General features: G+C 46.5%; 24 protein-coding genes. 11 read left to right on the top strand and 13 right to left on the bottom strand.

What is annotated here, in order from left to right:
* Positions 1–115 precede the first annotated feature (115 nt).
* The gene (locus tag I8J31_RS11480; RefSeq protein WP_199468704.1) at positions 116–1,666 is read left to right on the top strand and encodes a methyl-accepting chemotaxis protein; all 1,551 of its coding nucleotides are present in this window, start codon (positions 116–118) and stop codon (positions 1,664–1,666) included.
* Between the two features lie 95 nt (positions 1,667–1,761).
* Here the strand turns inward: I8J31_RS11480 and I8J31_RS11485 are convergent, their stop codons facing one another.
* Genes I8J31_RS11485 through hemC form a run of 4 tightly spaced genes read right to left on the bottom strand, consistent with a single transcriptional unit; the run spans position 1,762 to position 6,022 of the window.
* Positions 1,762–2,994 carry a heme biosynthesis HemY N-terminal domain-containing protein gene (locus tag I8J31_RS11485; RefSeq protein WP_199468705.1) on the bottom strand — a complete coding sequence of 411 codons (1,233 nt, stop codon included), beginning with the start codon at positions 2,992–2,994 and terminating at the stop codon, positions 1,762–1,764.
* On the bottom strand, positions 2,991–4,313 hold the full coding sequence (locus I8J31_RS11490; RefSeq protein ID WP_199468706.1) for a uroporphyrinogen-III C-methyltransferase: 1,323 nt from the start codon (positions 4,311–4,313) through the stop codon (positions 2,991–2,993). Before I8J31_RS11490 ends, I8J31_RS11485 begins: the two co-directional genes overlap by 4 nt.
* Complete coding sequence (locus I8J31_RS11495) at positions 4,306–5,067, bottom strand: uroporphyrinogen-III synthase (protein WP_199468707.1); 762 nt, start codon at positions 5,065–5,067, stop codon at positions 4,306–4,308. The genes I8J31_RS11490 and I8J31_RS11495 overlap by 8 nt, the downstream gene beginning before the upstream one ends.
* A 31-nt stretch (positions 5,068–5,098) precedes the next feature.
* The gene (gene hemC / locus I8J31_RS11500) at positions 5,099–6,022 is read right to left on the bottom strand and encodes a hydroxymethylbilane synthase (RefSeq protein WP_199468708.1); all 924 of its coding nucleotides are present in this window, start codon (positions 6,020–6,022) and stop codon (positions 5,099–5,101) included.
* Positions 6,023–6,215: 193 nt separating this feature from the next.
* Here hemC and argH point away from each other — a divergent pair, with 193 nt between their 5' ends.
* Positions 6,216–7,622 (top strand): argininosuccinate lyase, encoded by a 1,407-nt coding sequence (argH, locus tag I8J31_RS11505; protein ID WP_199468709.1) that lies wholly within the window; start codon positions 6,216–6,218, stop codon positions 7,620–7,622.
* Positions 7,623–7,703: 81 nt separating this feature from the next.
* On the opposite strand, the gene I8J31_RS11510 is transcribed toward argH, so the two are convergent.
* Entirely contained in the window at positions 7,704–8,408 is a 705-nt protein-coding gene (locus I8J31_RS11510) for a hypothetical protein (protein ID WP_199468710.1), read from the bottom strand.
* A gap of 213 nt (positions 8,409–8,621) precedes the next feature.
* Here I8J31_RS11510 and lptM point away from each other — a divergent pair, with 213 nt between their 5' ends.
* The 6 genes from lptM to trxA all read left to right on the top strand — a co-directional run bounded on the left by lptM (position 8,622) and on the right by trxA (position 12,714).
* Positions 8,622–8,741: an LPS translocon maturation chaperone LptM gene (lptM, locus tag I8J31_RS11515; protein WP_199468711.1), complete on the top strand. Its 120-nt coding sequence runs from the start codon at positions 8,622–8,624 to the stop codon at positions 8,739–8,741.
* A gap of 11 nt (positions 8,742–8,752) precedes the next feature.
* Positions 8,753–10,006 (top strand): diaminopimelate decarboxylase, encoded by a 1,254-nt coding sequence (gene lysA, locus I8J31_RS11520; RefSeq protein WP_199468712.1) that lies wholly within the window; start codon positions 8,753–8,755, stop codon positions 10,004–10,006.
* 10 nt (positions 10,007–10,016) lie between these two features.
* Positions 10,017–10,847: a diaminopimelate epimerase gene (gene dapF / locus I8J31_RS11525; protein WP_199468713.1), complete on the top strand. Its 831-nt coding sequence runs from the start codon at positions 10,017–10,019 to the stop codon at positions 10,845–10,847.
* A gap of 60 nt (positions 10,848–10,907) precedes the next feature.
* Positions 10,908–11,573, top strand: a complete 666-nt coding sequence (locus tag I8J31_RS11530) for a DUF484 family protein (protein WP_199468714.1) — start codon at positions 10,908–10,910, stop codon at positions 11,571–11,573.
* Positions 11,570–12,283 carry an HAD family hydrolase gene (locus I8J31_RS11535; RefSeq protein WP_199468715.1) on the top strand — a complete coding sequence of 238 codons (714 nt, stop codon included), beginning with the start codon at positions 11,570–11,572 and terminating at the stop codon, positions 12,281–12,283. The genes I8J31_RS11530 and I8J31_RS11535 overlap by 4 nt, the downstream gene beginning before the upstream one ends.
* A 104-nt stretch (positions 12,284–12,387) precedes the next feature.
* Positions 12,388–12,714 carry a thioredoxin TrxA gene (gene trxA / locus I8J31_RS11540; protein ID WP_199468716.1) on the top strand — a complete coding sequence of 109 codons (327 nt, stop codon included), beginning with the start codon at positions 12,388–12,390 and terminating at the stop codon, positions 12,712–12,714.
* A 340-nt stretch (positions 12,715–13,054) separates the two neighbouring features.
* Here the strand turns inward: trxA and I8J31_RS11545 are convergent, their stop codons facing one another.
* The 3 genes from I8J31_RS11545 to I8J31_RS11555 form a co-directional block, all read right to left on the bottom strand.
* Positions 13,055–13,255 (bottom strand): type II toxin-antitoxin system VapB family antitoxin, encoded by a 201-nt coding sequence (locus I8J31_RS11545; RefSeq protein WP_199468717.1) that lies wholly within the window; start codon positions 13,253–13,255, stop codon positions 13,055–13,057.
* A gap of 228 nt (positions 13,256–13,483) precedes the next feature.
* Entirely contained in the window at positions 13,484–14,134 is a 651-nt protein-coding gene (locus I8J31_RS11550; RefSeq protein WP_199468718.1) for an antA/AntB antirepressor family protein, read from the bottom strand.
* 478 nt (positions 14,135–14,612) lie between these two features.
* A complete protein-coding gene (locus I8J31_RS11555) occupies positions 14,613–15,311 on the bottom strand; it encodes a pirin family protein (RefSeq protein WP_199468719.1) in 699 nt (232 codons plus the stop codon).
* Between the two features lie 149 nt (positions 15,312–15,460).
* On the opposite strand from I8J31_RS11555, the gene I8J31_RS11560 reads away from it, so the two are divergent.
* The gene (locus tag I8J31_RS11560) at positions 15,461–16,363 is read left to right on the top strand and encodes a LysR family transcriptional regulator (RefSeq protein WP_199468720.1); all 903 of its coding nucleotides are present in this window, start codon (positions 15,461–15,463) and stop codon (positions 16,361–16,363) included.
* A 46-nt stretch (positions 16,364–16,409) separates the two neighbouring features.
* A complete protein-coding gene (locus tag I8J31_RS11565) occupies positions 16,410–17,354 on the top strand; it encodes an AEC family transporter (RefSeq protein ID WP_199468721.1) in 945 nt (314 codons plus the stop codon).
* A gap of 88 nt (positions 17,355–17,442) precedes the next feature.
* Here the strand turns inward: I8J31_RS11565 and galU are convergent, their stop codons facing one another.
* Both galU and I8J31_RS11575 read right to left on the bottom strand, forming a co-directional pair.
* On the bottom strand, positions 17,443–18,273 hold the full coding sequence (galU, locus tag I8J31_RS11570; RefSeq protein WP_199468722.1) for a UTP--glucose-1-phosphate uridylyltransferase GalU: 831 nt from the start codon (positions 18,271–18,273) through the stop codon (positions 17,443–17,445).
* A gap of 76 nt (positions 18,274–18,349) precedes the next feature.
* A complete protein-coding gene (locus I8J31_RS11575; protein ID WP_199468723.1) occupies positions 18,350–19,231 on the bottom strand; it encodes an ArgP/LysG family DNA-binding transcriptional regulator in 882 nt (293 codons plus the stop codon).
* Between the two features lie 103 nt (positions 19,232–19,334).
* Between I8J31_RS11575 and I8J31_RS11580 the strand changes: the two genes are divergently transcribed.
* Positions 19,335–19,943, top strand: coding sequence for a LysE/ArgO family amino acid transporter (locus I8J31_RS11580; RefSeq protein ID WP_199468724.1), 609 nt, complete (start codon positions 19,335–19,337; stop codon positions 19,941–19,943).
* 32 nt (positions 19,944–19,975) lie between these two features.
* Here I8J31_RS11580 and I8J31_RS11585 read toward each other — a convergent pair whose 3' ends face one another.
* The 3 genes from I8J31_RS11585 to choW all read right to left on the bottom strand — a co-directional run bounded on the left by I8J31_RS11585 (position 19,976) and on the right by choW (position 23,538).
* Entirely contained in the window at positions 19,976–21,259 is a 1,284-nt protein-coding gene (locus tag I8J31_RS11585; RefSeq protein WP_199468725.1) for an MFS transporter, read from the bottom strand.
* 239 nt (positions 21,260–21,498) lie between these two features.
* Positions 21,499–22,689: a choline ABC transporter ATP-binding protein gene (choV, locus tag I8J31_RS11590; RefSeq protein WP_199468726.1), complete on the bottom strand. Its 1,191-nt coding sequence runs from the start codon at positions 22,687–22,689 to the stop codon at positions 21,499–21,501.
* Positions 22,690–22,692: 3 nt separating this feature from the next.
* Positions 22,693–23,538: a choline ABC transporter permease subunit gene (gene choW / locus I8J31_RS11595; RefSeq protein ID WP_199468727.1), complete on the bottom strand. Its 846-nt coding sequence runs from the start codon at positions 23,536–23,538 to the stop codon at positions 22,693–22,695.
* Positions 23,539–23,579: the final 41 nt, after the last annotated feature.

Raw genomic sequence — 23,579 nt, forward strand, 5'->3', positions numbered from 1 at the left:
ATACTTATTCAAAAAGTCTCTATACCAATAATAAAATCCTCTTTTATATGGGCTGCTTTTGCTTTTCCCATATAAAATATCGAGTTAATGGCAGAATCCAAAAGGACGATTATTCATGCGCAAAAACCTTCCTGTTACTAAACAAGAAAGAACATTTGACCAAAATGAAAAGCTTATTTCAGCAACGAACTTAAAGGGGCAAATTATTCATTGTAATGATGCCTTTGTAAGTATTAGTGGTTATAGCAGAGAAGAGTTAATAGGCAGTCCTCATAACCTTGTGCGTCATCCAGATATGCCAAAAGAAGCGTTTGCCTCCCTGTGGGATTATCTTAATCGCGGTGAGGCTTGGATGGGTTTGGTGAAGAACCGCTGTAAAAATGGTGACTTTTATTGGGTCGATGCCTATGTGACGCCTATTATGGAAGCTGGAAAAGTGATTGGTTATGAATCGGTTCGAACTGTGCCTAAGCGAGAAGATGTTGCTAGAGCCGAAAAGGTGTATCAGCGTATTCTTGCGGGTAAACGGGTCATGCCAAACCCGGTACTGTCATGGAAGATGATTTTACCTATGGTTGGTATATTGGCCGTGGTTGTCGCTACCCTAGGGCACAGTTTACTGGCTGGTGTTGCCGCGCTTTCTGCAGTCAGTTTCATGGCCAACGTGCTTTTTCTGATGGGCAATAAAGCCCTACAAAACACCTTAAGAGAACGCCTTTCTAGTTCTTTTTTGAGTCCATTAGCTGCGATTACTTATTCTGATAAACCCTTGAACATTTCTACTCTTGAAGTCGGAGTGAAAAGCCAATTATCGCGTCTTGATACTGTACTAACACGTTTTGAAGATGAGTCGCTAAAGGTCTCCTCGCAGTCTCAGGTAGGCTTGGCTTTAACGATTGAGACGACAGAAAAAATGGTCAGTCAGCAACATGAAACTCAAGATGTTGCCGCGGCGATGCAGCAAATGACAACGACCATCAATGATGTTGCTCAACATGTACAAATGACGGCTGATAACGCTAAATCATCTTCGGAATCCGCTAACGAAGGTCGTAAAATTGTCCAGGAAACGCGTGACTCTATTCGGCAGCTAAGTGAAACCGTGAATAATATTAGTGCTACGGTCGAAGACCTTGCTAGTAACTCTGAAAAAATTGCTCAAGTAGCGCAAATGATCGATCAAATTGCCGAGCAAACTAACTTGCTGGCATTAAATGCTGCGATTGAAGCCGCTAGGGCGGGCGAACATGGTCGAGGTTTTGCTGTGGTGGCGGATGAAGTTCGTCAATTAGCGCAAAGAACCCAAGGCTCTACCCAAGAAATACACCACATTATAGAAACCCTACGCACTGGTGCCCAGCAATCGGTAGAAATTGCTAATCATGGTAAAGAAGATGCCGCGCAGGGCCTAGAAAAAATGATGTCGGCAGAAAATGCGCTTTCGACGATTGTGGATGCTGTGTCAACTATTTCTGACATGGCAATTCAGATGTCAGCGGCCGTTGAGGAACAAGCTCATGTGTCGGAGGAGATTAATAGACAGGTAGTGCGTATTTCTGACTTATCGGTTGAAAGCTCGGAAAAATCCAATATGTCGAGTGAGAGTATTCGTACCCTGCAAGGGGTAGCGACTGATATGCATGAGTTGGTAGTGCGCTTTAAATAAACCCTCAGAGTGTTAGATACAAAAACGCCGTTATGAAAATAACGGCGTTTTTGTGTTATCGCTGGTTTTATAAAACGAGGCTCTTATTTATCAAGCTAGGGTAGAGGTAGCTCTTTTAAGCTATTGCTGGCGTGATTTAGCCTGATCATCATAATGTCTTGGCTGGTTTTGGTGTCGCCCATGGCTTTTAATAGGCGGCTTAATTCAGCCAATGCTTCACTGTGTACATCTAACGATAGGGCTTGCTCGTAGTAGTCTCGTGCTTTGCCCCACAACATGAGAGACTGACTTAAACGTCCGCATACTAGGTATAAATTGGCGCTGCTGGGTTCTTTTTTTAGCCAAGCTTCACAGTTCGCCAATAATTTCTTAGTGGTATTGCTTGCCTGTAAATTACCGTATTCGTAGATCAGTCTTTCAGACCATTTTTGGTTAAGGCTGGTGCGAATAAAATGTTCAGCCTTATTTTTATCACCAAAATGGATAAGAGTCTGGGCATAGAGCTGTCGCATACTGTCATCTTGGGAAAGCGTATCCAGCTTATTCCACAGGTTTTCTACTTCGGTAACCAGTTCTTTGCTGTTTTGTCCGAGTTTATTGCGGAACTTGATTTTATCCAGCAAGGCCAAGAAAGCATTACGCTCCAAATCTAACATATTGTCGTCGTCGTAGATGCCGTCTTTTTTAAGCGTTGGGGTCAAGGTGAGAAGAGCGTCCCAATCTTTCAGCTGAGTATAAACCGCAACCAGCATTTTGAGTGTTTGCTTATGTTTCGGCTTTAGCTTTTGCAGGCGTAATAGCGAGGCCAGTGCGCCCTCGTAATGTCCTTGACGCATTTGAATTTGGCTTTGCGCAAAACCAATCGCAAAATCAGCCTCGGGTGTCGCTTTATGAGCCGATCTAAGCAAGGCTTTGGAGCGCTCATATTCGTCTTGTTCACTGGCGGCGTAGGCCGCACTGATATAATTGATCAATGGATAAGCGACATTATCAGCACTATTGGTAAGAAGCTTCTCGGCTTTATTCCAATTACCGCCAACCAATTCCAACATACCGCGAATGGTGTTCTTTGACGCCCTTTTTTGTGCCAGATTGCCGGTGATTTTAGCCAAAGAGTTACTGGGTCTTAAGGTGATAAAAAGGATACGTTTTATCCAGCTCATGACAAACAGCGTGATAATAAGCACAACCCCCAGTACCCATAGGCTGGTTTCAAGGGTAATGCCATTATAGGCAATTAACACATAGCCGCTGTCTTGACGCATCAGCAGGCCGAGTACGCCGCCAACCGCCATCATGATGACAAGTAAAAAAAGCAGTTTTCTCATGCTTTATCTCCTGTTATTGCATCAGGAATGGTGACGTTTTCGGCTTCTGGTAAAACAGTTTCTTCAACCCTCGTTTTCTCTGGAATAGTGATTGGTACGGTGTCCACTGCCGTTGCTTCAAGTTCGCTCGTATGGTTTTTTTCAGCACGGTTATTCCAGTCTTTCATCAGGGCTTTCATTGCCACAAGCGATTCTCTTGGCAGCGGAAGTTCTGGTGATGGATCAATTTGTTGCAGTGCCGTGAGACTCCCCAAAAATGAAATAACGCTTTGCGCTTGAGTATCAAAGTGTTCGGTAACGGCAGTGGCGACCCGAGATAAGGCTTTTTGATAAATGATGGTTTCGCCTTTTACTAGGGCAACTTCAGCGACATCAAGTTGAAGTTGCAAGCCCGTGACGAGCTCTTGGTATTCGGCGGGTGGCAACAGGGCTTTAATAGGCTTGTGATTGTAGTTGATGACCACAAGTGAGCGAATAGATTGCCATAGGTTCACCAAAGTCGTGGTTACTTTTTCAGTGGTTGTGATGGCTGAGTCTGGCGACTCTTCTTGTTCCGTCGTTTTTTGCCATTCTTTGGACGGTTCACGCTGGGGCAATATGGCCACGTTATCGTATAGGGCGCTCAGTTGTAGGTAATAACCCACCACATCAAATTGGCTGGTGGACTTGAGTGCCTGAATATCTTTAGCAAGGGCTTTACGGGTAGCAAAGAAAATAGGGTCTTCAAGTTCATTGAGTATATTGTCTGCGCTGGTGAGTAGGGCTTCTGCCCCGCTACTGTCAGATTCTAACAATAAACGTTGATTAGCAAGGCGAATGAGGTATTCGGCCTCGGCTAGCTTCCAGTCTTCCTTGGTGGTGTTGTTTAATCGATTTAACTTGGATTCAAGTGACAATAGCTTGTCGCTCTGTTTAGCCTGCTGCTCCTGATGAGTAAGAAGCTGAGCATTTTGTAGTTGAATCGTGTGCTCAGCGGTCTTAATTTGTCCGGCTAATTGGCTCAGTGCAGACTGGCTAAGTTTTTGAGTTTGGAGCTGGTTGCTTAGGTTCGCTTGCTGAATAGACAGCTGCTGAATATCACTAGGGAATGAACTTTGAGTCGTTTGATAATAAAGCCAGCCACTTGCGGCAAGGGCAGCAATGGAAAGCACAAGCGAAACCGATGCTACTGGAGAAACGATGGATGGGGAAACGGCCAGTGTAGAAGTCGTTTTTCCTTTCGGCTGAACTGGAAGAGCTTGTTTGGTCGTTGTCTCTGTAGAGGCATTTTCTTGAGCGGCCTCTTCTGATTGGTGCTCTTGCTTATTATTCTCAGTCATTCGATTGTCCTGTATGAAATCCAGTCGCTTTGATTAAACTATTGTCGTCAGCGCCATGTGCGCACGAGGCATTAATCCACCCCATATCCTTTGCTTGCTGATTCACTCTACTACTTGGCGTGATGATAGGAAGTGTTTTCCAATCCTGCTTATATTGTGCTACGTATTCTGAAAGATTGTGTAGGCTTTCGCCACTGGTTACCCATATTAAATTAATATCGGGCAGCATGAGGAAAGTTTGAGCGTTATATTCTGGCTTTTTTCTTTCATAGAGTGAAAGATAACTGATTTTGGCGCCTCTTTCTTCTAACTTATCGCCAAGTTCAGTGCGACCACCGACACCTCGCATAATCAGCACCTTTAAATTTTTCATCTTTACTGGCTTTAACCAGTCTAATAAGTCTTCTGAGGTATGGCCCGGGTTTGATAGGGCTGGAATACCTTCATCAAGCAAAGCTTGAGTCGTGCCTTGACCAATGCCTATCCAATGAACGCCAATAGGCAACATGGGCCAGCAGGCATCTAGCCAGTCACTGCCCAAACGAACCGCATTTTTGCTAACAAAAATCACATAGTGAAATTCATTGATATCAAAAACCTGTGAGCGAATCGCAGCCTGTTGCTTTGCTTCTTCTAGAGGCGCTATTTCAAGCATAGGTAAAGGAACAGGGGTTCCACCAAGGGTTCTAACTCGTTCACAGCTGAGCCTGTTCTCTGGTTCAGGTCGGGTAATTAGAATGCTGCAATCTTGCACTAATTTATCGCCTATTCATGTAATAGAGAGATTATTGATAAAGTGCTTTTAGTATCGTGTCTGCGCCGCGTTCAAGCAAGTCATCGGCAAGTTGAATGCCAAGTGATTTGGCATCTTCCTTATGACCACGAATTTCTCCTTGAATCATTGTCTTGCCATCTGGGCTACCCACCAAGCCTCTTAACCAGATGTTATCGCCAGTGAGTGTGGCGAAACAAGCGATGGGTGCTTGGCAACCGCCATTTAAGCGCTCGTTGACGGCACGTTCGGCAATTACTCTTAGTGCCGTTTCTTCATGTTCGAGGGGTGCAAGTAATTGCAGTGTGTCAGCATCATCGGATCGGCATTCGATGCCCATGGCGCCTTGTCCACCGGCGGGTAAGCTTATTTCGGCAGGGATTTTCAGACGAATTCTGTCCTGCATCTCAAGGCGTATTAACCCGGCGCTGGCTAAAATAATTGCGTCGTATTCCGCATTATCGAGCTTTTTCAGGCGAGTATTCACGTTGCCTCTTAATTCTTTGATTACTAAATCAGGGCGCCACATTTTTAACTGACACGAGCGTCGTAGGCTGGATGTGCCTATCACGGAACCTGCTGGTAGCGCATCAAGTGAGGCGAAGGTATTGGAAACAAAGGCGTCGCTTGGATCTTCGCGCTCACAAATAATGGCGAGACCTAAGCCTTCAGGGAAGGCCATGGGAACGTCTTTCATGGAATGCACCGCAATGTCGGCACGGCCATCTAATAAAGCGTTTTCCAGTTCTTTAACAAACAGTCCTTTGCCACCGATTTTGGAAAGGGGAGAGTCTAAAATTTGATCGCCTCTGGTCGTCATACCAAGCAGTTCGACATTAAGGTGAGGGTAGAGCGCTTCTAATTGCGCCTTGACCGTATTGGCTTGCCAAAGAGCGAGTTGGCTTTCTCTGGTGGCGACCACAATTTTATCTTTCACTGCTTCTCCTAATTCATTGGTAGATAGGTAAATATCCCTAAAATTATCGCCATCATGATACTCCCAATGAAGAATGTCGTCATCTGTCTATATTTTGCAAATCGAGGCCGTCGTTTTGCCTTTGCTGGCTTTATAAGTCAGGGCGCATAAGGTACCCTTTGCAGCTGATTGAATTTCTCTGGGAAGGAACTGAATGACTGATACAACTAAAACCACAAACCAGCAATGGGGTGGCCGTTTTTCTGAGCCTGTTGACGCTTTTGTGGCGCGCTTTACGGCTTCTGTTGAATTTGACCAACGCATGGCAAAACAAGACATCCAAGGCTCGGTTGCGCATGCCAAAATGCTCACCAGCATTGGTGTGTTAACAGAAGAAGAACGCGATCAGATTATTCAAGGTTTAAGCGAAATTGAAGAAGAAATTCAGCGCGGTGAATTCGAATGGTCGATTGAGCTAGAAGATGTGCACATGAACATCGAAGCACGTCTGACGCAAAAAATTGGCATCACAGGTAAAAAACTTCACACTGGCCGTTCGCGTAACGACCAAGTGGCGACAGATATCCGCCTATACATGCGTGATGAAGTGGACTTTCTATTAGAGGAAGTAACGCGTATGCAGCAAGGTATATTGAGCCTAGCGGAAAAAGAAGCCCACACCATCATGCCGGGGTTTACCCACTTGCAAACGGCGCAACCAGTTACCTTTGGTCATCACCTAATGGCTTGGTATGAAATGGCCCAGCGCGATTACGAGCGTTTAGTGGATTGCCGTAAGCGTATCAACATTCTACCGCTTGGTGCCGCGGCATTGGCGGGCACAACCTACCCAATTGATCGTTTTATGACAGCCGATTTACTGGGCTTCGAACGTCCAACTTATAATTCGTTGGATTCCGTAAGTGACCGTGACTTTGCGATTGAATTTACCGCTGCGGCCTCAGTGATCATGATGCACATGTCCCGTTGGGCAGAAGAAATGGTGATGTGGGCGTCAGCGCAATTTAACTTCATCTTCTTGCCAGACCGTTTCTGCACCGGCTCTTCCATTATGCCGCAAAAGAAAAACCCAGACGTACCGGAATTGGTACGTGGTAAAACCGGTCGAGTGTACGGCCATCTAATGAGCTTACTAACCTTGATGAAGTCGCAATGCTTGGCGTACAACAAGGACAACCAAGAAGACAAAGAACCGTTATTTGATACCGTAGATACCTTAAAAGGGTCATTGCGAGCCTTTGCTGACATGATTCCTGCTATCGAGTCTCGCAAAGACAACATGTACGAAGCGGCGCGCCGTGGTTTCTCTACCGCAACCGACTTAGCCGATTATCTAGTACGTCAAGGTGTTGCCTTCCGTGATGCCCATGAAGTGGTGGGTAAAGCGGTAGGTTACGGTGTGAAAGAAGGCAAAGACTTGTCTGAAATGACACTGGAAGAGCTGAAAGGCTTTGGCACCATGATCGAACAAGATGTCTTTGATGTGCTGACGCTAGAAGGTTCTGTTGCGGCCCGTGACCATATTGGTGGCACCGCACCGAATCAGGTGTTGCTTGCGGTAGAACGTGCGAAAACAGAGTTGCATGCACGTTTAGCTTAAGCTATTGATTAACATAAAAATATAGACGTAAAAAGCGACGCTTCTGCGTCGCTTTTTTGTTTTGTCTTTTATTAATTTGAACTACTGGCCAAGAGAAAAAGGCGAACTTGGACCCAACAGGGTGCTCGGTGTAATGTTCAGCTCAAAGTGAAAGGATTCTGTTTGGCCATTACAGCCTGCGAATACAATTACCCAGCCTTCGTCACTGCCTTCTTTTGGTATGCGCCAACAAACGCCTTTAATATTAACGTAACGGGTGCCATCGGCATCTTCTGTAATAGGGTAATCAACCTCTTTTACTTGTCCTTTCAAATACTCTCTTTGCGCTTCTTGCGACTCTTCTATCTGTGCTTGTAAGGTGGGAGAGAAAACCCCATTTAAATTTTCACTTTTAGCATCTGACGAGAGTGAAATTTTTGATAAGTCCAGTAAGGCTGGTTTTTCAATCTGGCTAATGTCCACATGGGGCGTATTTGACTCTGTCATCAGGTTGCTATTCGACGAGTCAATGGCAGAGTTTCTATTAGTGTCACCTTGTAAGCCCGGTAAATTAATTTGTTGCTCTATGTCCGTTGTCTCTGCATCCTGATTAATAACGATGGCTTTCGACTGCTTTTTTTCTGCTCCGTTAGCAGGTAAAAGAGACACTTCAAAGCTGGATTGTACAGAATTCTGCTCAACACCAAAATGCAACCAATGGGTGTTATCCAACACAGCAATGAACAACATATGAATGACGGCGGCACTGACTAGCGCGATTGTCCAAGGAGCTATGCGTTTTTTCATAAAATGTCTTAAGTGTCAGCTTTGTGAATAGCTGAGAGTATCTATATCCCAAATTACCATGGCTTTACATAGCTGGTGGCAAATGGTGCGAATTCAAGTGATACGTTATTTCTACTATCCGTAAAGAATATTAATGTAATTAGCCCGCTAGGGTTGGGAAACGCTCAGGCTGCAAGTATACTGTCTCGATCAAATATTTAAGAGATAAAGACGATGTTTAAGTGGCTTTCAGTATGTCTTTTGGCTGTTTTTTTAATGGCTTGCGGAAATAAAGGTGCACTTTATTTACCGGATGACACTGCTGGCTCACAACAAGAACCGTCTTCTGACTGAGGATTCCCTTTTTGGACTTTTTTAATTACTCCGATCAAACATTGCACGCTGAAAATGTGGCTTTGTCTGATATCGCGGCCCAATACGGCACGCCATGCTACGTGTATTCACGGGCGACCTTCGAACGCCATTACAATGCCTATGCAGAAGCTTTTGCTGCTCACCCAACATTAATCTGTTACGCAGTAAAAGCCTGTTCAAATATCGCCATTCTAAATGTCTTAGCACGTTTAGGTTCTGGCTTTGATATTGTCTCCTTAGGTGAACTAGAGCGCGTACTGAAAGCGGGCGGCGATCCTGCGAAAGTCATGTTTTCCGGATTAGGCAAACAAGCAGTAGAAATGCGCCGTGCACTAGAAGTGGGTATTCACTGTTTTAACGTGGAATCCGAAGCCGAACTGCACCGTTTGAATCAAGTGGCGGGTGAGATGGGCAAAGTCGCGCCGGTTTCTTTGCGCGTGAACCCAGACGTAGATGCCAAAACCCACCCTTATATTTCAACGGGCTTAAAAGAAAACAAATTCGGTATCGATATTAAAGACGCCGTGCGCATCTATAAAATCGCACACGAACTGCCAAACCTAAACGTGATGGGCGTAGACTGTCATATCGGTTCTCAGCTTACCGAGCTAAAACCCTTTCTTGATACCTTTGACCGTCTGATTCGCTTGGTGAACGAATTATCTGAAGCGGGCATTAAAATCAAGCATCTCGACCTAGGTGGCGGCCTAGGAGTACGTTATCGTGATGAAGTACCACCATCGCCGGCGGACTATGCCAAACTGATCTTAGAAAAAGTCAAAGGCTTAGACGTGACCTTGGCGTTTGAACCGGGCCGTTCTATCGCGGCGAATGCGGGCATTTTATTGACTCAGGTTGAATTCCTAAAATGCAACGATCATAAGAACTTTGCCATTATTGATGGCGCGATGAACGATCTTATCCGACCTTCTCTTTACAGTGCTTGGATGAACATTGTGCCTGTGTCTTTACAGCCAACACCGGAAGGTGCGCGTGTCTATGACTTGGTTGGGCCGATTTGTGAAACCGGTGACTTCCTAGGTAAAGACCGTGAACTAGACATTCAAGCGGGTGACCTGCTTGCGGTTCGTTCAGCGGGTGCCTATGGCTTTACCATGGCGTCGAACTACAACAGCCGTAATCGTGCCGCGGAAGTGATGGTCGATGGTGATACCACCCATCTGATCCGTGCTCGCGAAACGATTGAACACCAGCTAGCTGGCGAGCAAGTCTTGCCAGACTAAGGAGTTCACCTTGTTGTTAAAGTTTACCAAAATGCATGGGCTCGGAAATGACTTTGTCATGGTCGATGCGGTATCCCGAAAAGTGTTTTTTAATCAGAAACAAATTGAACGGTTAAGCAATAGAAACTGGGGCATTGGCTTCGACCAACTCTTGGTGGTTGAGCCACCTTCCCACCCTGAAATGGACTTTCGTTACCGTATTTATAATTCCGATGGCACGGAAGTGGAACATTGCGGCAATGGTGCTCGCTGCTTCGCTAAATTTGTTATTGATAGAAACTTGACCAACAAGCGTATTATCAATGTAGAAACCAAGCGTGGTCAGATTCAACTACGGGTGCTGGAGGACGGCTTGGTCACCGTGGACATGGGCGCGCCAAGTTTCCTGCCAAAAGACTTGCCTTTTACTGCCGAGCCTTCCGAGTCGCTTTATACAGTTCGCGCTGGCGCAGAGGAATATAAGATCACGCCGGTGTCTGTGGGTAACCCCCATGCCGTGTTGAAAGTAGATCAATTAACCGATGACCAAGTGGCGAAGGTCGGTGCTCTGTTAGAGAGCCATGAACGCTTTCCGCAAAAGGTTAACGTCGGCTTCATGCAAGTGCTTAACCCTGCCGAAATCAACTTGCGGGTATACGAACGTGGTGTCGGCGAAACTCAGGCTTGTGGAACGGGCGCGTGTGCTGCGGTGGTTGCCGGTATCAAACAAGGCTGGTTAGCTTCAAAAGTGACAGCGCATTTACGAGGTGGTGACCTAAACATCGAATGGCAAGGCGAAGGCCAGCCCATTCTCATGACAGGGCCCGCAGAAAAAGTATTTGAAGGTCAAATTTACATCTAGAAACCGTGCTTAGACGTTACTAGCAACGTCATCGAGCGCAGGTTTCTTAATAGAGGCAGTATGAGCGAAGAAGAAGTCATTCAATACTTATCAACCACGCCCGATTTTTTTAGTCGGAATACGGAATTATTGGAAAGTTTGACACTGCCTCACCCCGCGAGTGGGAAGGCAATTTCGTTGCTTGAATACCAAGTAAACTTACTGAGAAAGTCAGCGGCGGACTACCGTAGTCAATTCGAACGCCTTGTTGATGTGGCCCGTGAAAACGAATCCACCATGCAAAAAAGTCGTCGCCTTGTACTGGCCGGTTTAAATTGCGCTTCATTAGACGACCTTGCTGTAGTGATCGATGACATGGTGCGGGACGACTTCGAAGTGGCTCATCATGCCTTTGTTTTATTCGATGAATATGAAGACAGCGCCATTCGCACTCACTTCTTAGTAGAAGATGACATTGCCTTATCTCATACCTCTGGCTTTAGTGAATGCTTCTGCGGCGAACTGCCGAAAAATGAAATGGACTACCTCTTCTTTGATGATACTAAAAACATTCGTTCCGTTGCTGTGCTGCCATTACAGTCTCGGACCGGTGGCGAGATTAAAAAATACGGTGTCTTGGTATTGGGCGCAGAAAACAAAGCCGCGTTTGATAAAGAAAAGGGCGCCATGTTTCTACAGTACATCGCCGACCTGTTAAGCGCTATTCTATTGAGGCTGGTGCCATGAGCGTGCTGGTTACCTTTGACCTAGACAACACCCTATGGGACGTATCGCCCGTTATTGTGCGTGCTGAATACGCCATGGAATCTTGGTTCGAAGACCGCTTTCCGGGGTTTTCTGCAAGCTACTCCTTTGCTGTACAGCAAGAATTAAGAGCAAACATACTCGACCAATATCCTGACCTAGCGCCGAATCTAACCGCCCTACGATTAGAAGTGTACAAACTCGCGTTAAAAGCCTTTGGTTTGCCATCGGAAGAAGCAAAAAACGTCGCAGAATCGGCGTTAGCGCATTTCTGTGAGTGGCGTCAAAAAGTCGACCTCTTTCCCCATACCCTTGATGTACTCGAAGAACTGAATCAAGACTATTCATTAGCCGCCATCACCAACGGCAACGCCGATGTGTTCCACCCCTATGTGGGGCTTGGGCAATACTTTGAATTTGCCATTCGAGCGGATCAAGTGGGCGTGGCGAAACCTTCGGCGGAGCTGTTTCATCTCGCCGCCGAAAAATCCGGCTACCCACTTTCCCAAATCGTGCACATAGGCGACCACCCAATAGACGACGTCTATGGTGCTTCCAATGCGGGCGCGAAAAGCATCTGGTTTAACCGTCACGGCGCTCAGCGCTGGGGGGATGATTGGGGCACTCGATCCGATGCGGAAGTGCATTCCCTCTTGGAGTTGCCCATGGCGATTCGCTCCCTCATCTCATAGTGATTTTCTATCGCACTATTAGAGCGAACTCATTTTTACCAGAATGATTTAGTGCTACACTTACGCCAATTCATTAGCCAAATATAGATTTTAAGGAAACTCCCATGAGTGAGAACATAAGCCAAATTACCGATGCCCAATTCGCAGAAGAAGTATTAAATTCTGACACACCTGTACTGGTTGATTTTTGGGCACCATGGTGTGGTCCATGTAAAATGATCGCGCCAGTACTAGAAGACATTGCCGTGGAGTTTGAAGGCAAATTGAAAATTACGAAATTGAACGTTGATGAAAACACAGAAACGGCACCAAAATACAACGTTCGTGGTATTCCGACACTGCTTATCATTAAAGGCGGTGAAGTGGTAGGAACAAAAGTCGGTGCCGTGTCTAAAACTCAACTTATCGAGTTTATCAACGACGCGATCTAAGCAACGCGGTAAGAATTCCGTTAGTCAGCACCATCCACTAACGCTAGAATCCAGCATTTGATTACAGATGCTGGATTTTTTTATGGCCGCAATAATATTTCTTAACATTCTTTGTGGTGAGTCCCGCGTCAAAAGCAGGTACATTGTTTTGATAAAGCGTTAGTGACTTGCTCAAGCATTACCAACAGCAACTTCCTAATGCCTTTGTCTATTATTAACCGCAGCGCAATTGACCAAAGCACTTTACAAATACGCCAACTCAATGCATCGAAAAGACTTAAGATCTCATTTTTTTGGCGCAGATGATCAATCTATATCGAGCTATCAACCAGCACCATGATTATTTGGCCTCTGCACTTTGGCGGCGCGGAGTCAACTCTGCCAAAGGCTCAGAGCTTCCTAGCATGGCCAAACGCCGTGCGCTTTCCCGTTCAATTAACGCCTTTAAACCTTCTTGCATCAAAGTGTTTTTTTCTTTTACACCGGTTAACTCCACGGCTTGTGCATATAACTCGTCATCAATGTTTAACGTGGTACGCATCTCTCTTTTTCCTAGGCATGAATGTAAGCACCAGTATATGACTACCTTTGTGCTTGAGGAAAAAATAACCGTCTAGCCTTCACTAAACCACAGCATGAGAGAATCGAATCATGATGGTCACCTTCGTTTCCCAATGCACAGTAAGCCGCAGTGCACGCGGCTTAGTCACAGCGATAACCCCACCTTAATCCTCCCCTTCGAAGACACAAGGGGAGGAGATTTCGCTTTTTAGTTGTCCATAAATTGGCGGTTGATGTGGGTTTTGAGGTTGGTGATGTGTTGGTCCATCCAGATGGATAGGGCGTGCAGTTCGATGGTTTTGTCTCGGTAGAGCGATAGGGTTTCGATGGTTTTGCTGATTTCGTGAATGGGCAAGACGACTAGGTCTTCGTCTGGTACGCTGGCTTTGGCCACTTTGCTGAGTTCGCTGTATTGGTCGAGGTCGCTTTGCCTAACGTGGGCGCTGATGGGCAAGGGCGTGGTTGCTGTCAGGGCTAGGTGTAAGCGTCGTTGAACCTGTGGTGTGTCTTGAGGTGGAATATAGCGGTTTTGTGGGGTGTCGCCGTGTCTTAGGTAGTCGCTGGCTTGTTTGGCGAGGTCGCTGTCTTCTTCCATGGCCATTTCGTAGGCCATGTCTAGGCTGATGAAGTAGTCTTTGGTTTTTTGCACGGCAGACGCGGTGTCTGAGGGGCGGATCAGGTTGTCTATTAAGACAAAGTCTCTGTCTCTGACAAAATACAGCTTGGTGCGTTGGGTGTTCACCCATTCGAAAAAGTCGCGGTCAAGTTGCAGAAAGGTATGAAGGTCACGGGCGCTGACGGTGTCGGCGGGTTGTCCGTTGAGTAAGCAGGTATAGAAGGGAATCCGTTTAATAGCCATGGTTGGCCTCCTACGTTTAAGGTGTTAACCACCTTTTATGAGGTTCGAAGCTCAATAAAAGGTGGTGGGTCTAAACCGGGTTCGAACTACCGCACGTAGGAGCGGCCTAGCCGAAGCTAGCCCAACAAAGACCCACCATATAGGCGGATCTCGGCCATAAAAAAACACGCACTGCGTGTTTTAGGCCGCTACGTACACGGGGTTCGAATCCCGACACTGGATTTTGCCAGTGCAAGAGGAATGCTAGTGTAAAACGGGAAAAGGGTCAATAAATGGAAAGGTCGGCGGTTTAGAGCGCAGTGATAACCCCTCCTTAATCCTCCCCTTCGAAGACATAGGGGGAGGCGATTCGTGCATCTGCTTGCCTTTAACTCTCACTTCGAAGGCATAAGGGGAGGAGATTCGTGCATCTGTTTGCCTTTAATTTTTGCTTCGAGGACATAGGGAGAGGCGTTTCGTTCACTGGCTTTGTGCTGCTTTATTCTAGGTCAAAGATGATGGCTTTGACTCTTTCTTGGCCGGTGTTTTTTAGGTCAAGGGCGGTTTCTTTGGTGATTTTTGCACCGTCGCCCGGTTTGAGTGTGGTGCCGTTGTTGAGGCTCAGTTCGCCTTCTATTTGGTGTATGTAGACGTTTCGGCCCGCTTCTATGGTGAGTTTGTCTTGTGTTTGTGGCGCGAGGATCAGTTGGCTTAGGCTGGCGTTTTGTTTGATGCTTAGGGTGCCGTTGGCGCCATCGGGTGTGATGACGGTGGTGATGCCTTGTGCTTCACCAAAGGCTTTTTGTTGGTAGCCGGGGGCGCCGCCGGTGACGTTGGGTTGTATCCAGATTTGTAAAAATTTCAGGGTGTCTTTTTCAGAGGCGTTGAATTCACTGTGGTAAATACCTTTGCCTGCGGACATCAGTTGAAATTCGCCAGCGGGCAGTTCTTCTACGTTACCAGCGCTGTCTTTGTGGGCGATGCGGCCTTGTAATACGAGGCTGATGATTTCCATGTCTTTGTGTCCATGGGTATCGAACCCGGCACCGGGTGACACTGTGTCGTCGTTGATAACGCGTAGGTGGGAAAAGCCCATGTGTTTTGGGTCGTAGTAGTTGCCGAATGAGAAGGTGTGGAAGCTGTTTAACCAGCCAAAGTTAGCTGGACCGCGGTCTTCTGCTTTGCGCATTGTGATCATTGGGTTTCTCCTGTTGCTCTGGCTAGGTTGGTTTAGCTGGCATGGTTATGGGTAATGGGATGATGAAGCCAGTGTAATCACAGATGAAAAGAAAGAATATCGGAAGCTTTTGAGCTAGTATTTCAAAATATTTGAACAGAGGGTTGGTTATGGCTTATGCGGTGACGTTGGAAGCGTTGAGGGTGTTGGAAGCGATTCATCAGTTGGGCAGTTTTGCCGCCGCGGCGGACGCTTTGTTTAAGGTGCCTTCGGCGCTGACCTATACGATGAAGAAGCTGGAAGAAGATTTGGGGGTGGCCTTGTTTGATCGCTCTCGTCAGAAAGCCGTGTTGACGCCGGCGGGTCAGTTGGTGTTGGAGCAGGGGCGTTATATTTTGGATGCGGCGACAAATTTGGAAGATTTGGTCAAACAATTTGAATCAGGCTGGGAACCTAAATTAAGAATCGCTCGGGATACTGTTATGCCTGAGTTACCACTGATGTCTGTGGTAGGGGCGTTTTTGTCTCTTAATCGTCCTGTTGAATTGAGCTTGTCGGAAGAGGTATTAGGCGGTGCTTGGGATGCTTTATACGATAACCGAGCCGATTTAGTGATAGGTGCCACGGGGGATTTACCAAAAAACCATGTTCATACTCGTGTGCTTGGTGAAGTGAAGTTTGTGTTTGCTGTGGCTCCGACTCATCCACTGGCGTTGGTGGATGGTGTGATTAGCGCGGCTCAATTAAAGGAGTATCCTGCGATTGTGGTGGCGGACAGTTCAAAAGTTTTACCCTCACGAAGTTTGGGGTTGTTTGAAAGTAGGCAGGTGCTTAGGGTCGATAGTATGGGCAGTAAAATTGAAGCGCAGTGTTTGGGGTTGGGTGTGGGCTATTTGCCAAAACATATTATTGTTAATGAATTAGCGTCTGGTCGTTTGGTATTGCGTGAATGTGAAATACCAAGACCGAATCAGGTGACGTATTTGGCGTGGCGAAAAGATGAACCCGGTCGTGGCTTGTCGTGGTTTGTTGAGCAGTTGGCGAAGCAGGATTGGCAGTTGGCGTCTGTTTGACGTTTAGGTTTGCTGTGTTATTGGGCGCTTATTTTAAGGGGTTGTTGTGTTTTCTTTGTCCTTGTCTATTTTACCGGTTTTTCTATTGTTGATGACGGGCGCATTGTGCCAGCGTTTTCGTTTTCCTATGGCGGGTTTTTGGGGCGGTGTGGATAAGTTGTCTTATTGGGTGCTGTTCCCTGCTTTGTTGTTTAGTAACACCTCGCAGATTGATTTTTCGAATCCTATGCTGCCAAGGTACGCGATGATTCTGTTGTTGGCTTTGGTGGTGACGGCGTGCTTTGTTTTTATCACGGTGTGGTTGTTAAAGGTGCCTGCGCCGACAGGGTCTTCTATGTTGCAGGCGGGTGTACGCTTTAATACTTTTATTGTGTTGGCGATTGCCAGCAGTGTGTATGGCGATGAGGGCTTGGTGTTGGCGGCACTGGGCGCTTCGATATTGATTCCCTCTATTAATGTGTTTTTGGTGGTGGCCATGGTGTTGATGCATGGCAAGCCCGCAGGTGGGGATGCCTCGGCGTCTTTGTCGAGTTTGGTCAGCGGTGCCCTGATTCGTAATCCTCTGATTGTGTCTATTGTCTTGGGCAGTGGGTTAAATCTGTTCGGTTTAACGCCGATTGTGTTGTTGTCTGATGTGTTGGGGATGTTGGCTCAGGCGGCCTTGCCTTTGGTGTTGCTGGCGGTAGGGGCGAGTGTACGTTTGGAAGTGATTCGATCTGTCGGCGCGACGTTTGTGTTGTCGTCTCTGGCTCGGTTTTTGGTGTTTCCTTTGTCTATTGTTGTGATGTGTTGGTGGTTGGATGTTCGTGGTTTGCCGGCGTTGGTGGCGATTCTGTTTGGTGTGGTGCCAACGGCCACATCGGCTTATGCGTTGGCGCGACAGTTAGGTGGCGATGCGGATCGTATGGCGGCTTATATTACGTTGCAGACGATTTTGGCCGTGGTGAGTTTGCCCGTTAGTGTGTGGTTGAGTCAGTTTTATTTGGGTTGAGTGTCTGTTGGGAATAAAAAACCAGCGCTGTTATATGACAGTGCTGGTTTTTTTGTGTTTGTTTTCGGCGGTTGATTAGATGGGGTTGTTACTCTTGCTCTTTGTAGATGTTTTCGTAGCAGAAGTTAGTGGCCCCAACAAAGCCATCGACGCTGCCACAGTCAAAGCGTTTGCCTTTGAATTTGTAGGCCAGCACACAGCCTTCTTTTGCTTGTTGCAAGATGGCATCGGTAATTTGTACTTCACCATTGCGACCCGCTGGTGTGTTGCGGATTTTATCGAAGATGTCTGGGGTTAAAATATAGCGACCAATAATGGCTAGGTTAGAGGGGGCTTCTTCTTTTGCCGGCTTTTCGACCATGTCGGTGACGCGAAACAGGCCTTCCATCATGGAGTCGCCTTTGATCACCCCATATTTGTGCACTTCGTCTTCTGGTACTTCTTCGATGGCCACAATGGTGCAGCGGAATTGGTTATAGAGTTTGACCATTTGTGCCATGACACCATCGTCTTCACCGAAGCAAAGGTCGTCGGCAAGTACTACACCAAAGGCCTCATCACCGATTAAGGGTTCGCCTGTTAGGATGGCATGACCTAAACCAAGCATGTTGTTTTGACGGGTGAAGGAGAAGTTCACATTGTCGATTAGGTGGCGTATACCTTCTAAATATTGCTCTTTACTGGTGCCTGATATTTGGTGTTCGAGTTCGTAGCTGATGTCAAAATGGTCGGCAATGGCGCGTTTACCACGGCCCGTGACAAAGGTGATGTTGTTTAGGCCTGCGGCTTCCGCTTCTTCTACGCCGTACTGAACAAGGGGTTTATTAACGATAGGCAGCATTTCTTTTGGCATGGATTTGGTAGCAGGTAAAAAACGGGTGCCATAACCAGCAACGGGGAATAGACATTTGCGAATCATACTTTTTCCTTAAAATTACTTTGTAAAATGGCGATCCAAAAATAAAGCATCGGACGGCCTGAGTTGTTCGGTAGCATTAGTATAGAGCATCTTTTGTGACAGTTAATATCACCTTGGTTAAGCGATCCAATACTGGGGAGCCCAGTTTGTACCAATGCCAATAAAGAGGCAAGACAAGTTGTCTATCTGGAAACAGGGAGATGAGCCTTCCGGTTTCCAATTCACTCTTTATTTGTACGGTGGGGATCAAAGCACAGACTGTGCCACTCAAGACTAAGTCTAAAAAACCATGGGGCGAAGGGTACCAATGGCTATTACGAATATTGGCTTTTATTTGTAAGCATTCACTTTGGTAGCGCCCCCATAGTTCGTCATATTCGTCATAAATAAGTGACGGGGCTTGTTGGATGGATGCGGGGGTGATATCTCCGTGCAAATGGGTTTGTATGAAGCTTTTTGTGGCCACCAGTTCGTATTTCATGTTACCCAGAAATAGGGAGTCTCCTCCGGCGACGGGGGTGCCTGTTTGGCTGATGCAGGTGATGACTTCGCCTTTTTGCAGTAGGGCTCGGGTGTGAGCTTGGTCCGCAGATTTGATGTGCAGCTTGGTGTTGCTAATGTTTGAGAATGCATTAACAACTTGTGTGAACCAGGTGGCTAATACGTCGTTGTTAACGGCAATGCTAAGGGGTTGGTTAGAAACACTCGATTGCATGTGCTCTTGCAAACCTTCTTCTAGCATGGTGACTTTATTGATATGTGCGAGAAGTTGCTGCCCTAATGGGGTAGCAACAACAGGCCGGGCTCGAATCAATAAGGGTTGTCCATATTCTTGTTCTAGGCGTTTGATGTTTTGCGAAACCGCAGATTGTGTGAGGTTTAAGTGTTGAGCGGCTTTGTCAAAGCTTTGAAATTGCAGTACCGCGTGTAAGCAGGTGAGTGCTCTGTAGTCCATCATATAAAATATTAATTTTTCTAATGTAGCTTTAGTTTAATTAATTTTAATTTATGCTTCTTGGTGCGTAATATCAACCACAAATTTGGTAGAGGTGTAGGTTGGTATGTTGGCATTTTTGAGTGGGGCTATCACGGGGGGCGGTTTAATTGTCGCCGTGGGGGCGCAAAATAGTTTTTTGTTGGAGCAGTCATTAAAGCGCCATTATGCGTTTCCTCTTGCTTTGTTGTTTATTCTAAGTGATGTCATTTCGATTTCGTTGGGGGCGTTTGGCCTTGGCTTGGTGCTGCAAAGTCACGACTGGCTGTTGTCGGTATCTCGTTGGGCGGGTGTGTGTTTTTTGGTCTGGTTTGCTTATGGGAAGTTACGTGCGTCCTTTCAAGAAGAGCATCTTATTTTAGAGCAACAGAGTAAGCGTCTTGCTGTCTGGCCATTATTTTTAATGGCGTTAGCGGTGACTTGGTTAAACCCGCATTTTTATTTGGATACCATGATTTTAATGGGCAGCTTAGCGAATCAGTGGCAAGGCGATAAATGGGAATTTGTGTTTGGTGGTACTGCGGCTGCGGTTGTCTGGTTTTTGTCGTTGGCGTTTATCGGCAAGTTATGTGCGAAGTGGTTAGAAAAAGCCGCGTTCTGGCGCTGGTTTAATAGGGTGAATGCCTTGTTGATTTTTGGGATTGCTTTCAAGATTGCGACACAGCCATTGTCGTGATTGATCAATGGCTGTGTGCTTATTTTGTGAGATTAGAGTTTGATCTCGACTTCGTGGCTTTCTTCTAGGGGTTCAATCGAAGAGTCCGCTTCGATTAACATTTCTGCGGTAGCCACCGAACTGACCGCCAGTGCGACTTGAATTTGGTCCCCTTGCTCTTCGATAACCATCGCTGGCTGGTAATGAATACGATAAATTGCGACTAAAGCGACGGACATGTTCATGGCGGCGACAAACCAGAATAGAGCGTCAATTCTGATCATGTCCATCAATGAGGCTGCGATAAGCGGCCCTGTCATCCCACCTATCCCGTTAAGTAAAATCATGCCGCTACTGGCAGACAGAATTTGCTCAGGACGTAATTGGTCATTCATGTGGGAAGACGCCAAAGAATACATGGGGAAGGTAAAGGCGCCAACTAAGAACATGCCAACCATCATCAGTATTTGGTTGTTCATGTTATTACCGAGTGGCACGACCATCGCTGTGATCGCTCCCACAATACCCACCCAAAGTATGGTAACGCGTCTGTCTTGACGGTCTGACAAGAGGCCGATGGGCCATTGTAGGAACATGCCGCCAATATAGCTGGCACCAATGAATAAAGAGATCTCGATCACGTCCATGCCAATGCTTTGCGCATAAAGCGCTCCAAGACCCAGCAAGGCCCCTGAGGTTGCGCCAGCTATGGTGACCCCGGTTACGCCAAGAGGGGCGGTTTTTATGAGACCCAGAATATTGAGTTTTTCAGGCACATTGATGGTAGGAGAAGGCGTACGTACCAAGAGCAGCGGCACCAGGGCTAATGAGATCAACACAGACGTTAAGATGAACAGACCATAGCCACTTGGGGAAGATAGGTTCAATAAGAACTGGCCAAGGGTTTGGCTGGCCCAGATTTCGATAATGTAGATAGAAAACAAGCGACCACGGGTGTTGTTGGTGGCGATATCGTTTAACCAGCTTTCGGTGACAATGAATAATGCGGCGTAGCACAGGCCCGTGCCCATCCGCATGAGCATCCAAAACCATGGATTCACCACCACGGATTGCATCAGAATGGTGATGGAAGCTAATGAAGCAACGGCCGCAAATACTCGAATATGGCCGACGTTTTTTACCCAGTCTGGTACCAATAGGGAGCCAATGATAAAGCCTAAATAATAGGCCGACATGATTAACCCTGTCGCGGTCGTATCGAAGTTTTCTAATGAGGCTCGAATACCGATTAGTGAGCTCTGTAAGGCACTGGCCATGGTGAGTATGGCGATACCAAATAGCAGACTCCAGATCGGAAATAGGGTTTGCTTGAACATGCCGTGTCCTTTGAACTAACAGGGTTGAGAAGTCAGAAGTTTTGGTCACTTCATTGAGTGCTATTTTTGCCGACTATACGGGGGAATTCTGTGAATGCAATCACTAATTTACATTGGAAACCAAAATACATTTGCGTCATGAAAGTAGGGGAATAGTTGGTGATTAACTCTAGTCTAAAAACGACAAAAAGCCCCCTGAAGTTGTCGCTCAAGGGGCTTTTAGACAAGTTTATATGAAATTAGGTTTCTTCAAGGTCACGGCTAAAATGCTTGCCGAGTAGGGCGTGGTAGAAGTTGTGATCGCCTAATATGCCAACACATTGCTCGTATTCTTCAAGTACCATGAAGCGGTTAGAGTGATAACGAATCTCTACGGCGTCGCGCATTTGAATGTTCGCTGGGACTTTCAGTACGGTATTGTTAGGGACATCGTCTAGTGCCATTCCGGGGTTCCAAATAGCAGTAGGGATTTCACCGTTTTGATCTTGAACGGAAGTGAGCTTACCATCGCTCAGTTCAAGCCAAGTGTCTTTATCGAGATAGGTTCTATCGCCTTCGACCGTTAGCTCTTTAACTGGTGTCATGAGCGAGTCGCCACGTAGGACGTTGAGTGGATTTGTATGAGCAACGAATTTTTCAACGTATTCTGTTGCCGGGTTTAAGACAATTTGCTCTGGCGAATCTTCTTGAATGATTTTTGCCGACTCCATAATCGCGATTTTTGTGCCTATTTTTAGTGCTTCGTCTAAATCATGGCTAACAAAAATGATGGTTTTATTCAGGCGTTTTTGCAGTTCAATCAGTTCGTCTTGTAGTTGTGTGCGAATCAAGGGATCGAGAGCCGAGAAGGGCTCATCCATTAGTAGAACGTCGGTGTCCATGGCAAAGGCGCGAGCCAGACCAACACGCTGGCGCATACCACCAGACAGTTCGTCAGGTTTTTTGTCTGCCCATTGATCCAAGCTGACCATTTTAAGCTGTTCACGCGCTTTGATAAGGCGTTCTGCTTTGCCCATGCCTTGCATCTCTAAACCAAAGGCAACGTTTTCTAGCACGGTGAGCCAAGGCATTAAAGCGAAGCTTTGAAAGACCATGGATACACGGTGGGTGCGCATATGACGTAAAGTCGCTTCATCGCATTTCGCCATGTCGACCATTTTGTCACCATCGCGTACTAAGCAGCGGCCACGAGCCACTTTATTCAAGCCATTAATAGCGCGTAATAGGGTGGATTTTCCTGACCCTGATAGCCCCATTAAGACACATATTTCACCTTCATTGATTTCGATATTGGCGTTTTGCACACCAACGACATCGCCAGTTAGGCCAATGATCTGGTCACGGGTTTGTCCTTGATCCATTAAAGGCAGTGTTTTGGCTTGGTTGTTACCAAAGACGATGTCTAGGTTTTCAATTGTTACAACAGCCATGAATTAGCCCTCTTTTCTTGCTGACGGTGATTTACAAATGCGGTCGAGCATAATGGCGACTAATACAATGGCGACACCGGCTTCGAAGCCTTGTGAAATGTTTACCGTGTTTAGTGCTCTGATGACGGGTTTTCCTAGGCCGTCTGCACCGACAAGTGCTGCGATAACCACCATAGACAATGACAGCATGATACATTGGGTAATGCCTGCCATGATGTTTGGCATAGCGGCAGGTAGTTCCACTTTATAAAGTAGCTTTGATTTCGTACAACCAAAAGACAACCCTGCTTCGAGTAATTCACTCGGCACCTTGCTGACGCCTAGATAAGTCAAACGTATGGGCGCAGCAATGGCAAAAATAATGGTAGAGATTAACCCCGGTACATAACCTAAACCAAACAGAATCAGTGTTGGAATAAGGTAAACGAAAGTCGGGATAGTTTGCATCAAATCTAAAAGCGGGCGCAGTATGGTGTAAAGCCAAGGGCGGTGGGCGGCGGCAATACCAATAGGCACACCAATTAATACGCTAATGGTGGTTGCTGAGACAACGAGTACTAGGGTTTGAACGGTTTCGATCCAGTAACCCATATTAATAATGAATAACAAAGAGGCGGTAATAAAAACGAGTAAACCGATACTACGGTGGAGAAACCACACGCCCACTAAAATGATTGCGATGACAGCGAGAGGATGTACCCACTCAATAGCGTCGACCATGGAAACAATTAAGGTTTCTATGATAAGAGAAATTAGGTCAAAAAAGCCGGAGGCCGCGCTCACTAACCAGTCTACAAAGGTCTCCATCCAAGCGCCAAGAGGGATTTTATTATCCGTCAGCCAATTCATTCATTCTTCTCCCTATCTTTATTATGAAACACCCTTGGCAG

This window comes from Marinomonas transparens (assembly GCF_016463975.1).
GTDB classification, from domain to species: domain Bacteria; phylum Pseudomonadota; class Gammaproteobacteria; order Pseudomonadales; family Marinomonadaceae; genus Marinomonas; species Marinomonas transparens.

Coding starts and splice junctions, on each gene's coding strand:
- I8J31_RS11575 (WP_199468723.1), bottom strand. CDS start 19,231: ATGATGGACTACAGAGCACTCACCTGCTTACACGCGGTACTGCAATTT.
- I8J31_RS11555 (WP_199468719.1), bottom strand. CDS start 15,311: ATGATCACAATGCGCAAAGCAGAAGACCGCGGTCCAGCTAACTTTGGC.
- argH (WP_199468709.1), top strand. CDS start 6,216: ATGACTGATACAACTAAAACCACAAACCAGCAATGGGGTGGCCGTTTT.
- I8J31_RS11490 (WP_199468706.1), bottom strand. CDS start 4,313: ATGACTGAGAATAATAAGCAAGAGCACCAATCAGAAGAGGCCGCTCAA.
- I8J31_RS11545 (WP_199468717.1), bottom strand. CDS start 13,255: ATGCGTACCACGTTAAACATTGATGACGAGTTATATGCACAAGCCGTG.
- choV (WP_199468726.1), bottom strand. CDS start 22,689: ATGGCTGTTGTAACAATTGAAAACCTAGACATCGTCTTTGGTAACAAC.
- I8J31_RS11560 (WP_199468720.1), top strand. CDS start 15,461: ATGGCTTATGCGGTGACGTTGGAAGCGTTGAGGGTGTTGGAAGCGATT.
- I8J31_RS11535 (WP_199468715.1), top strand. CDS start 11,570: ATGAGCGTGCTGGTTACCTTTGACCTAGACAACACCCTATGGGACGTA.
- trxA (WP_199468716.1), top strand. CDS start 12,388: ATGAGTGAGAACATAAGCCAAATTACCGATGCCCAATTCGCAGAAGAA.
- galU (WP_199468722.1), bottom strand. CDS start 18,273: ATGATTCGCAAATGTCTATTCCCCGTTGCTGGTTATGGCACCCGTTTT.
- choW (WP_199468727.1), bottom strand. CDS start 23,538: ATGAATTGGCTGACGGATAATAAAATCCCTCTTGGCGCTTGGATGGAG.
- I8J31_RS11530 (WP_199468714.1), top strand. CDS start 10,908: ATGAGCGAAGAAGAAGTCATTCAATACTTATCAACCACGCCCGATTTT.
- I8J31_RS11510 (WP_199468710.1), bottom strand. CDS start 8,408: ATGAAAAAACGCATAGCTCCTTGGACAATCGCGCTAGTCAGTGCCGCC.
- I8J31_RS11585 (WP_199468725.1), bottom strand. CDS start 21,259: ATGTTCAAGCAAACCCTATTTCCGATCTGGAGTCTGCTATTTGGTATC.
- lptM (WP_199468711.1), top strand. CDS start 8,622: ATGTTTAAGTGGCTTTCAGTATGTCTTTTGGCTGTTTTTTTAATGGCT.
- I8J31_RS11580 (WP_199468724.1), top strand. CDS start 19,335: ATGTTGGCATTTTTGAGTGGGGCTATCACGGGGGGCGGTTTAATTGTC.
- I8J31_RS11480 (WP_199468704.1), top strand. CDS start 116: ATGCGCAAAAACCTTCCTGTTACTAAACAAGAAAGAACATTTGACCAA.
- I8J31_RS11550 (WP_199468718.1), bottom strand. CDS start 14,134: ATGGCTATTAAACGGATTCCCTTCTATACCTGCTTACTCAACGGACAA.
- I8J31_RS11485 (WP_199468705.1), bottom strand. CDS start 2,994: ATGAGAAAACTGCTTTTTTTACTTGTCATCATGATGGCGGTTGGCGGC.